This window comes from Gardnerella lacydonensis (genome assembly GCF_048545055.1).
Taxonomy (GTDB): Bacteria; Actinomycetota; Actinomycetes; order Actinomycetales; family Bifidobacteriaceae; genus Bifidobacterium; species Bifidobacterium vaginale_C.
The window spans coordinates 36,856-47,909 of sequence record NZ_JBKQXT010000003.1 but is presented as its reverse complement, the minus strand read 5'-3'; the positions used below and the strand labels follow the sequence as shown (position 1 = coordinate 47,909).

The following is an 11,054-nucleotide window of genomic DNA, read 5'->3' as shown; positions in this document are numbered from 1 at the left end:
ACCACAATGCGTAAAAAATCTAGGAAAGCTAACTTAAATCACTTACGATACCTAATACAAAACAACAATCATTAAAAAATTGCTTCATATTGATGTTGTTTTGATGTAAAATACACACTAGGAGGTGAGAATGGATTTTGAACACGATCCTGCAAAAAGCTTAAAAAATTTAGCTAAACACGGTATCAGTTTCAAAAAAGCCCAATTACTTTGGGAGAATACGACAATTACATTAGAATCCAAAAATTCAGGAAACGACAACTCTCGCTACTTAGTTTTTGGAAAAATAAACAATAAGCATTGGACGGCAATAATAACAAAAAGGAATAATCGAATTCGTATTATTTCTGTAAGAAGATCGCGTAAAAATGAGGAGCAATATTATGAAGAGCACTACAACGAGTAAGGAAATAAGCGGCAAAGAACTCGATAAAAAATTCGATAACGGCGAAGACGTACTTGAGTACTTTGATTTGGAGCATCCAACTATAGAGCACCGCTCAAATGTGCAAAAACGCGTCACATTTACTATGCCAGAATGGATTATTGAAAAACTTGATAAACGTGCAGAAATTCTTGCTATTAGCAGAAACGCAGTCGTCAATACACTCATTGCAGAAAAACTAGAAAGTTCGAAGCAAAACTAGAGATAAAACAAAACGTGCCGAAGTATTGAATCATACAACGGCACGTTTTTGTTTAGTTAATTAGCTGTTAGCTGTGTTTTACGCACACTTAAGACTTACGCTAAGCTCGGTTGCGCTAGAATCAGCCTCTGTAACTTCAAAGCTTGTAGCAAGAGTTTCGTTAGCAATCAAATCACGGAACTGCTCAACTTTAGCAACGTCCGCGCTAGGCACGCTCAAAGTCAAAGCGATTCGGTCGCTAATATCCAAACCGTTCTCCTTACGCGCATCCTGAACAGCGCGAATAGCATCGCGAGCATAACCTTCCGCAAGCAAATCGCTAGTCAAAGCAGTGTCAAGCATAACGAAACCGCCAGTTGGCATTGCAGCAGAAGCCGTATTCGCAGCCGCTTGAGCATCCGAAGACTCAACGCGATTCACAAGCTCATATTCGCCCTCAACAAGCGCAACTTCGCCGTTTGGAGTGTTAACAACAGGAGCACCAGACTCGTCAACTCGCCAATCGCCACTCTTAGAAGACTTAATAGCAAACTGCACTTGCTTACCCAAACGAGGACCAGCCGCGCGCGCGTTCACCTTAAGCTCGTGAACAATCTTCAAACCATGGCTGCTAGCGTCTTCCAAAGTGCAGAATGTAACATTCTTCACGTTAAGCTCGCGCTCAAGAACCTGCTCGTAAGACTCTACAGCAGCAGTATTTTCTGCAACAACCGTCAAGTTTGCCAACGGCTGGCGCACACGCAACTGTTCCGCCTTACGCAAAGAAAGCGTAGAAGACACAACCTCGCGAACCTTATCCATAGCAGCAACCAAAGCATCGTCGTGCGCAAGAACCGCTCCAAGCTCAGTCACTTCGCCAGCCTTAGGGTTCTTCTCACCATCCGAAAGCATTTGCGGCTCAACCAAATAAGGCCAATCAGCCAAATGCACGGATTCGCCGCCAGTAAGACCGCGCCACACAGCCTCTGCCTCCATAGGAGCAAGAGGAGAAATCGTGCGCATAAATACTTCCAACACAGTGTAAAGCGTGTTGAAAGCGGTCTCGTCTTCATTCCAGAATCGGTCGCGGCTGCCGCGAATATACCAATTCGTAAGCACGTCAATAAAATCACTTACTGCCGCGCAAGCATCGCTAATCGCAAACTCGTTCAAGCATTTTTCTACGCGCTCAACAAGCAAACGCGTGCGCGCAAGCAAGTAGCGATCCATGTTGCAAAGTCCTGCAACCTCATCCGCACGAAGCCTGCGAGCATCGTAGCCCTTGCCGCCATTTGCAGCGTTCGCATACAAAGTGAAGAAGTAGTAAGAGCTCCAAACTGGAAGCATAACTTGACGAACCGTATCCCTAATGCCGTCTGCAGTAACAATCAAATTGCCACCGCGCAAAATTGGCGAAGACATAAGGAACCAGCGCATAGCATCCGAACCGTACTCGTTGAAAACGCCATTAACATCTGGGTAATTGCGCAAATGCTTACTCATCTTCTGACCGTCGGAACCAAGCACAATGCCGTGGCAAATCACGTTCTTAAAAGCTGGACGGTCGAATAGAGCCGTGGCCATAATGTGAAGCGTGTAGAACCAGCCGCGAGTCTGACCAATATATTCAACGATGTAATCACATGGGAAGTGCTCTTCGAAGAAGTCCTTATTTTCAAACGGATAATGGAACTGCGCGAAAGGCATAGAACCAGACTCAAACCAGCAGTCGAGAACATCCGTAATACGGTGCATTTGCGACTTTCCAGTAGGATCGTCTGGATTTGAGCGTGTGAGGCGATCGATATACGGGCGGTGCATATTCACATTGCCGTCGTCATCGCGAGGATAATCGCCAAAATCAGCCTTAAGCTCATCCAATGAGCCGTAAACGTCTACGCGAGGATACTTTGGATCGTCACTCACCCACACTGGAATTGGCGAACCCCAGAAGCGATTACGGCTAATCGACCAGTCGCGAGCGTTAGAAAGCCACTTACCAAACTGGCCGTCCTTAACGTTTCCAGGAATCCAATTAATCTCCTGATTAAGCTCTAGCAAGCGCTTCTTAATCTTTGTAACAGACACAAACCAGCTAGAAACAGGCTTATAAATAAGCGGGGTTGCGCAACGCCAGCAGTGAGGATAGCTGTGCACGTAGCTTTTTTCTTGGAATAGCAACGCGCGCTGATCTTCCGGCATTTGAGCAAGCGGACCGTCTCCTGCACGCAAGTTGCGCAAAATTGGCAAGTTCGCGTCGAAAACGTACAAGCCTTCGTAATCTGGGCAGTCGCTTGTAAACTTGCATCCAGCATCGAGCACGTCAACGCTGCGAATCTCGTGCGCGTTAAGCGTGTTCATATCGTCCTCGCCGTAAGGAGCCTGGTGAACAAGACCAGTACCTTCAGCGGTATCAACATAATCTGCTGTGAAAATCGTAAAAGCGTTAGGACCAGGAGTGCCACCCTCTGCGAGCGCAGAATCGCTTGCAAAGTATGGGAATACTGGGTAGTAGCGCCAGCCGGCCATCTCAGCGCCCTTAAGTTCGCGCACAACTTCGTAGTTTTCGCCAAGTTCCTTAGTGTAGGAGCCAAGCAAAGGCTTACCAATGTAGAACTTTTTGCCAGCAAACTTGCCTTCAGTTGGACGAACTTCCACGTAGTCGATGTCTGCGCCTACTACGATTGCGAAATTGGTTGGCACGGTCCAAGGAGTAGTTGTCCAGAAGACTGCGTAAGCATCGTCTTCGTCGCGAAGCTTAACAGCCACGGAAACAGTGGTGTCCTGGCGATTCTGGTATACGTCCGCATCCATACGAAGCTCGTGTGCGCTAAGCGGAGTCTGGTCCTTCGGGCAGTACGGAAGCACGCGGTAACCCTTATAAGCTAAGCCCTTATCATAAAGCTGCTTAAATGCCCACATTACGGATTCCATGTATGGAATGTTCAGCGTCTTGTAGCCGCGCTCGAAATCAACCCAGCGAGCCTGACGATGCACGTAGTTTTGCCACTCGTTCGTGTACTTTAAAACGCTGGCGCGGCAAGCATCGTTGAACTTTGCGATGCCCATTTTTTCGATTTGCTCAACCGACTCGATGCCGAGTTCCTTCTGCGCTTCCAACTCTGCAGGAAGACCGTGAGTATCCCAGCCAAAAACGCGGTTTACTTTGCGACCGCGCATAGTCTGATAGCGCGGAACAACGTCTTTTGCGTAGCCTGTTAGCAAGTGACCGTAGTGAGGAAGACCGTTTGCGAATGGAGGGCCATCGAAGAACACAAACTCGTTTTGGCTTCCCTTGCCAGACGGGCGGTATTCGATTGACTTGCGGAAAGTGTTGTTTGCATCCCAGTATTGAAGGACGGATTCTTCAAGCTTTGGGAAGGAAGGATTTGGTGCAACTTGTGCGGCGGCGTTTTCTTGCGTTGATGCAGTTACATTTGCTTTCGGATATACGTGATTTGCAGACGTATTTGCGCACGCGCTAGTTGCTGGATTAGTGGATTCGCTCACTGTGCTCTCCTCGCTCAACAGGGTGAATATTTCCCTGCGAGGACGACAGTTATTGCCGCGGTACCACCTCGCTTGCTACAAGATGCTTACGCAACTCTTGCAGCCTCTCGTGTTTGGCTATACGGGCCAACCCCGTCGGTTCTAATAAGCGAGAATCTTACGAACACTCGCCGTTCTTCCGAAAACTCCCCGCCGATAACGGATCATCGCTTAAGTTAGGAACAATCTAACACTATCCCCTAACATTAGCAACTTTCAAAATCTCATTTATGCCCATTATGGAATAAATTATTATGAGATCCTATGCGCACAAACCTAATAACAGGCACATTATGTCGATAATTATAAATGAGAATTACATCAAATTTTCCTTCTTGCAAATGTAATTCCCAATATCCGCTGTACATCCCACGAGGATGGCTCAATTGGTGAGGATTGTAAGATTCAGGAACTTCTTCAAATTCATAAATACTGTCAATTAAGTCCTCTAATTCGTGTTTAATTGATGTATTCTCTCGAAGCAACTTCCGTAAATCTGTTTGGAATTGAGTATCAAAAATAATTTTCATGACATATTATCCAAAAATGCTTTAGCTTCATTAGCATTGCTAAAGACAATGCCGTCTTCAGAAATTTTGCCATCTATAATTTGATTAGCGTGATTCATAGCTTTAAGCGTTGCTTCGTTGGGAACAGACGTAACGAGCGACGGACTAATAGGTAGAGCTTGTTCACGTACTGCCTGCTTAAGAAACATGTTTAAAGCAGTAGACATATCAAGACCTAAAGCATCAAATAAGACTTCTGCATCTTGCTTAGTTTTCTCATCTGTTCTGAAATTAATTCTTGCGACCGCTGAAACAACCATAAAAAACACCATCCATTGTCATAATTACATACAATATATGTCTATTATACACACGCATGACACTTGCAATAAATAAGAAAAGTGCCCCGGATCAGAATCGAACTGACGACACCCACTTTAGGAGAGTGGTGCTCTATCCACTGAGCTACCGAGGCAACAAATGGCAATTATACACTATAGCGTGGTTTACACGCTATAACGTGCTCAAGATTCAAGATTTGATTGCGTTCCAGCGGTTGCAGCCGTAGCCGACTGCTCCGCTTGAGCCGCATCAAGCTTAGCACGAACCGTTGCAAGTAAGCCCTGCGCACGCTTTGCTAAAGCTTCTCCAAGCTCCCATTGATGCATAGACTGATCCAAAGTCAAACCGCCAGCCTCAAGCGCTTTAACAGCTTGTACAAGCTTTTCGCGCGCCTCTTCGTAAGGCATTGCGTTAATCGCAGCTCGCTCTTCGCTGCTAAGTGTGCTAATCGCGTCAACTTTTGCACTTGCGTCTTTTGTTTCGTCGCTCATAATTATCCTTTTCTAATTTTTATTTAAGATTTTTTTATTTAAGACTTTTTATTTAAAATTTTTGTGTTTTTAGTTTTAAAAGCTTTAGACCTTACGACTTTACAGCTTTATACTTTACGACTTTTCTACAGACGTAACATTAGCTGTAATCAAACCACTTTTAAGAGTAACTGTTATATCGTCGCCAGTTTTTACACGACTAGAATCGTCAAGCACTTTCCCGCCGCTAATTTGCACAACCGCGTAACCGCGATTAAGCGTTGATTGCGGACTAAGAGCCGTAATACTGGCATGTGCCTTTTCAACAGTCAAACTAGCGTCGTCAAGCAACCGCACCAAACCATGCCTCATTCGTTCAACAGCCTGCTGCACAAACAACTCATGCGGCTCCAGCATAGTGCTCGGTCTAGTAAGGCTAGGACGGTTCGCGTAGCCTTCAACAAGTCGAATCTCATTGTCCACTCGCGCAGAAATCCTCATGCGCGCGTGTTGCAAAGCGTTATCAATCAACTGCCATTGCTCGTTAACATCTGGAACAACGCGCTTTGCTGCGTCTGTAGGCGTAGAGGCTCGCATATCTGCAGCCAAATCAATAAGCGTCCAATCATCTTCGTGACCAATCGCAGAAACAATCGGAGTTACGCAAGCAGCCGTAGCGCGAACCACGCCTTCGTCCGAAAACCCAATCAAATCCTCAAAGCTGCCGCCGCCGCGCGCAACAATAATCACATCAACCTCTGGATCGGCGTCTAGCTGCTTAATTGCCGCAATAACGTCCGCTGGGCATTGCACGCCCTGAACATGCGCGTGAACCACCTTAAAACGCGTTACAGGCCAGCGCAAATTCACGTTTGTAATAACATCGCCCTCTGCGCGAGCTTGAGGCGCACACACCAGACCAATGCACTTTGGAAACTCAGGCAGCTGCACTTTATTTTCCGAGTCAAACAAGCCTTCACCTTTAAGCTTTTTACGCAACTCATCTATTTGCGCTTTTAAGTCGCCAGCGCCAACACGTCTAATTTCGTCGGCAACAAAGCTCAATCTAGTGGCTTTTACCCAAATATCCGCCTTACCGTGAACAACTACTCTATCGCCCTGTCGCAAATCTTTAGCTTGCTGAACAAACTTGCTAAAGCCCATTATTGAGATTGAGACGTCTTCATTGCTGTCTCTGAGAGTTATGTAGCCAGACGTAGACCTTCGCATATTGATTTCAACAATCTGACCTTCTACCCAAGCCGCAGGCCACTTTTCTACAGCACCATGGAACTTTTGGCTTATAACGCTTACTGGCCAAGGATTTTCAGCAGTTGTTTCACTTGCACGCAAAGGTAGCGTGCGCGCAGCACTACTGTTTTGACTATCGTAGCTATTTTGACTAACTTCATTTTGACTAACGTTGTCATTGTGAGGATAGCCAGAATCTTGATTGAAAAGCGTCATATTTAGCAAAGGCATACACTAAGTTTCTTTTAGAAGATGGACAACAAGAGTTTAAAATACGCAAAACAAATGCCGAAAAAATACGCAAAACACGACACGCCGTGACTTGCAAATAAAGTGATTCTGAGTATAGTTATTACTCGGCTCAAGAAAAACGCCAACGCCCCTTTAGCTCAGTTGGCTAGAGCAGCTGACTCTTAATCAGCGTGTCCAGGGTTCGAATCCCTGAGGGGGCACTTGTTGAAAACCCAAGCTTTACGGCTTGGGTTTTTTCGTATTTAGATTTTTCATTATTCACATATGATTTATACGATTTATCCCAATATTCCCACAAAAGCCTGAATCTCAGACACGCTTTCAGCATTTGTACAATAACATTTAAAACACAATGTTGTGATAATTTTTGTGATAACTATAAAAAAAAATAAAAATTAAAAACACACCAAACAACACCAAACAACACCAAGCGATCTATGTGTAATTCTTCAACAGAAAATACAAAAAGACCCCACGAGTTTCCTCATGGGGTCTTTTCTAGGACTTAACTAATATCTTCAGTTAGAAAAAATACTAGGCAAGAATCTTGGTCACACGACCAGAACCAACGGTACGGCCACCTTCACGAACTGCGAAGGTCAAGCCCTCTTCCATTGCGATAGCCTGGATCAACTCAACAGTGAAGGTTGCGTGATCGCCTGGCTGAACCATTTCGATGCCTTCTGGCAAGGTGATAACGCCAGTAACATCGGTGGTACGGAAGTAGAACTGTGGACGGTAGTTGGAGAAGAATGGCGAGTGACGGCCACCTTCGTCCTTGGTCAAGACGTAAACTTCGCCTTCGAACTTGGTGTGTGGAGTCACAGAACCTGGAGCAGCCACAACCTGACCACGCTCAACGTCGGTACGGTTGATACCACGGAGAAGAAGACCAGTGTTATCACCAGCCTCGGCCTCATCCATCTGCTTGTGGAAGGTCTCGATAGAGGTGACGGTGGTGGTCTGGGTATCGCGCAAACCAACGATCTCAACTGGGGTGTTGATTGGGAGCTTACCACGCTCAACACGACCGGTGACAACGGTACCACGACCGGAGATGGTGAACACATCTTCGATTGGCATCAAGAATGGCTTGTCAAGATCGTGAGTTGGGGTTGGAATGTACTCATCAACAGCCTTCATGAGTTCCTTGACGGTCTCTACCCACTTGTCGTGGTCTGGAGCGTCATCATGCAAAGCGCCGTAAGCGGAAGTACGGATGACTGGGCAATCGCGATCGAAGCCGTTTTCTTCGAGGAGGTCACGAACCTCTTCTTCAACGAGGTCGATAAGCTCTTCGTCGTCAACCATATCGCACTTGTTCAAAGCAACAAGAATTTTTGGAACGCCGACCTGCTTAGCAAGCAAGACGTGTTCACGGGTCTGAGCCATTGGGCCGTCGGTAGCAGCAACCACGAGGATTGCGCCATCCATCTGAGCGGCACCAGTGATCATGTTCTTAACGTAATCAGCGTGGCCTGGGGCGTCCACGTGAGCATAGTGACGTGCATCCGTCTGATACTCGATGTGGGCGATGTTAATGGTAATGCCGCGCTCCTTCTCTTCTGGAGCGGCGTCGATCTGATCGAAGTCATACTGAGGGTTCAGATCTGGATACTCGCCATGCAGCACCTTAGAAATAGCCGCGGTCAAGGTAGTCTTACCGTGATCAACGTGACCAATGGTACCAATGTTAACATGCGGCTTAGTACGCTCGTACTTTTCCTTTGCCATGTGTTTGTCCTCCTGGACGTCTCGTAGTTTGCTTCACAATCTTATGTGAAGCCTCTCGCTACATATTTACTGGGTTTCTGGGTTAGGTGCCACTTCGGTGCCAGAACCCAGTCAACGTACGAAATTCTAGCGTTGACTAGGGACACAAAACACCGAAGTAGCGTGCGCTTTTACTCGCCGCGCTGGGCTTTAATAATCTCGTCCGAAACAGCCTTTGGAACTTCCGCGTAAGAGTCCATCTGCATGGTGAACATTGCACGTCCCTGAGTCTTGGAACGAAGATCACCAATGTAGCCGAACATCTCGCTCAGTGGAACCTTAGCGTCAATAACCTTAACGCCAGTGGCGTCGGTCATAGACTGAATGTTTCCACGACGGGAGTTCAAATCGCCCATAACGTCGCCCATGTACTCTTCTGGAGTACGAACTTCCACTGCCATAATTGGCTCGAGGATTACTGGGTGAGCCTTAGGAGCAGCTTCCTTGAAGCACATGGAACCTGCGATCTTGAAGGCCATTTCCGAAGAATCAACGTCGTGAGTCTGACCGTCGGTAACGGTTGCCTTAACGCCAACCACTGGGAAGCCTGCCAAAACGCCAGATTCCATAGCTTCCTGCACACCTGCGTCGATGGAAGGAATGAATTCCTTAGTAATGTGGCCGCCAGTGACCTCGTTAACGAACTGATAGACTTCGCCAGATTCTGGATCGATTGGCTCGAAGTTCATCAAAACCTTTGCGAACTGACCAGAACCACCAGTCTGCTTCTTGTGGGTGTATTCCTGGTTCATAACAGCCTTACGAATGGTTTCACGATAAGCAACCTGTGGCTTACCAACATTCGCTTCGACCTTGAACTCGCGGCGCATACGATCCACAATAATGTCGAGCTGAAGCTCGCCCATACCAGAAATCAAAGTCTGACCAGACTCTTCATCGGTCTTAACCTGGAAGGTAGGATCTTCGTCAGAAAGCTTAGCCAAAGCCAAGCTCATCTTTTCCTGATCTGCCTTCGTCTTTGGCTCCACAGCAACCTCGATAACAGGATCTGGGAATGTCATGGATTCCAAAGAAATTGGGTTCTTTTCGTCGCACAAAGTATCACCAGTGCTGACATTCTTCAAACCGACAAAGGTGTAAATGTTTCCAGCTTCTGCAGAATCTACAGGATTTTCCTTATCTGCGTGCATCTGGAAGATCTTACCAACGCGTTCCTTCTTGGACTTGGTGGAATCGTACACAGAATCACCTGGCTTAACTTCACCAGAGTAAACGCGCACGAACACAAGCTTTCCATAGAATGGATGGGTGGAGATCTTAAAGACCAATGCAGCAAATGGATCGGTGTTTACTGGCTTACGGTCAATTTCAACGGATTCGTCGCTTGGATCAAAGCCCTTAATAGATGGAACATCTTCTGGGCTTGGAAGGAAGTCAACAACAGCATCCAACATTGGCTGAACGCCCTTATCCTTGAATGCAGAACCGCAAGTTACTGGGAAGGCTTCGCGAGCAATAGTAAGCTTGCGAATACCGGCGCGCATTTCTTCTTCAGAAAGCTCTCCAGATTCGAGGTACTTCTCAAGCAACTCTTCGTCAGCTTCTGCAACCTGATCCATAAGCTCGGCACGATATTCTTCTGCACGCTCCTGCAAATCCGCAGGAATGTCAACGGTGTCGTAGTGGGCACCCATATCGTCCTTAACATCATTCCAGACGTAAGCCTTCATACGAATCAAGTCAACAACACCAAGGAAGTCGTTTTCAGCACCGATTGGAAGCTGAATAACGAGAGGCTTAGCGCCAAGCTTTTCCTTAATGGTCTTAACAGAATAGTAGAAATCTGCGCCAAGCTTATCCATCTTGTTGATGAAGCAAATACGTGGAACGCTATACTTATCTGCCTGACGCCAAACGGTTTCAGACTGAGGCTCCACGCCTTCCTTACCATCAAACACTGCTACAGCACCGTCAAGAACACGCAAAGAACGCTCAACCTCTGCGGTAAAGTCAACGTGTCCTGGTGTATCGATGATGTTGATCTGGTAGCGATCATCAACGTCATGGGTTTGACGCTGCCAGAAGCAAGTGGTTGCAGCAGACTGAATAGTAATACCGCGTTCCTGCTCCTGTGCCATGAAGTCCATGGTGGATGCACCATCGTGAGTTTCACCGATCTTGTAATTCTTACCAGTGTAGTAAAGAATACGCTCGGTGGTAGTAGTCTTACCAGCATCGATGTGCGCCATGATGCCGATGTTACGAACCATATTCAGGTCGTTAAGCACATCTTGTGCCATATTAATATCCTTAGCTCTTTA

9 protein-coding genes and 2 tRNA genes are annotated in these 11,054 nt (G+C 46.7%); 3 read left to right on the top strand and 8 right to left on the bottom strand.

Annotated elements, in window-relative coordinates:
* The first annotated feature begins 130 nt into the window (after positions 1–130).
* A complete protein-coding gene (locus ACJV45_RS04090) occupies positions 131–406 on the top strand; it encodes a BrnT family toxin (RefSeq protein WP_004112325.1) in 276 nt (91 codons plus the stop codon).
* Positions 384–647, top strand: a complete 264-nt coding sequence (brnA, locus tag ACJV45_RS04085) for a type II toxin-antitoxin system BrnA family antitoxin (RefSeq protein ID WP_004122276.1) — start codon at positions 384–386, stop codon at positions 645–647. The genes ACJV45_RS04090 and brnA overlap by 23 nt, the downstream gene beginning before the upstream one ends.
* A gap of 78 nt (positions 648–725) precedes the next feature.
* On the opposite strand, the gene ileS is transcribed toward brnA, so the two are convergent.
* The 6 genes from ileS to xseA all read right to left on the bottom strand — a co-directional run bounded on the left by ileS (position 726) and on the right by xseA (position 6,978).
* Entirely contained in the window at positions 726–4,136 is a 3,411-nt protein-coding gene (gene ileS / locus ACJV45_RS04080) for a mupirocin-resistant isoleucine--tRNA ligase (RefSeq protein WP_419397702.1), read from the bottom strand.
* A 263-nt stretch (positions 4,137–4,399) separates the two neighbouring features.
* A complete protein-coding gene (locus ACJV45_RS04075; RefSeq protein WP_353582624.1) occupies positions 4,400–4,705 on the bottom strand; it encodes a type II toxin-antitoxin system RelE/ParE family toxin in 306 nt (101 codons plus the stop codon).
* The gene (locus ACJV45_RS04070) at positions 4,702–5,004 is read right to left on the bottom strand and encodes a type II toxin-antitoxin system RelB/DinJ family antitoxin (protein WP_004124722.1); all 303 of its coding nucleotides are present in this window, start codon (positions 5,002–5,004) and stop codon (positions 4,702–4,704) included. Before ACJV45_RS04070 ends, ACJV45_RS04075 begins: the two co-directional genes overlap by 4 nt.
* An 82-nt stretch (positions 5,005–5,086) precedes the next feature.
* A tRNA-Arg gene (locus tag ACJV45_RS04065) sits at positions 5,087–5,159 on the bottom strand.
* A 49-nt stretch (positions 5,160–5,208) separates the two neighbouring features.
* Positions 5,209–5,517, bottom strand: a complete 309-nt coding sequence (locus ACJV45_RS04060; protein ID WP_419397701.1) for an exodeoxyribonuclease VII small subunit — start codon at positions 5,515–5,517, stop codon at positions 5,209–5,211.
* A 114-nt stretch (positions 5,518–5,631) separates the two neighbouring features.
* Entirely contained in the window at positions 5,632–6,978 is a 1,347-nt protein-coding gene (gene xseA / locus ACJV45_RS04055) for an exodeoxyribonuclease VII large subunit (RefSeq protein WP_419397700.1), read from the bottom strand.
* A 147-nt stretch (positions 6,979–7,125) separates the two neighbouring features.
* On the opposite strand from xseA, the gene ACJV45_RS04050 reads away from it, so the two are divergent.
* A tRNA-Lys gene (locus ACJV45_RS04050) sits at positions 7,126–7,199 on the top strand.
* 334 nt (positions 7,200–7,533) lie between these two features.
* On the opposite strand, the gene tuf is transcribed toward ACJV45_RS04050, so the two are convergent.
* Both tuf and fusA read right to left on the bottom strand, forming a co-directional pair.
* Positions 7,534–8,733: an elongation factor Tu gene (gene tuf / locus ACJV45_RS04045; RefSeq protein WP_004122287.1), complete on the bottom strand. Its 1,200-nt coding sequence runs from the start codon at positions 8,731–8,733 to the stop codon at positions 7,534–7,536.
* A 170-nt stretch (positions 8,734–8,903) separates the two neighbouring features.
* Positions 8,904–11,033 carry an elongation factor G gene (fusA, locus tag ACJV45_RS04040; protein ID WP_410312314.1) on the bottom strand — a complete coding sequence of 710 codons (2,130 nt, stop codon included), beginning with the start codon at positions 11,031–11,033 and terminating at the stop codon, positions 8,904–8,906.
* Positions 11,034–11,054: the final 21 nt, after the last annotated feature.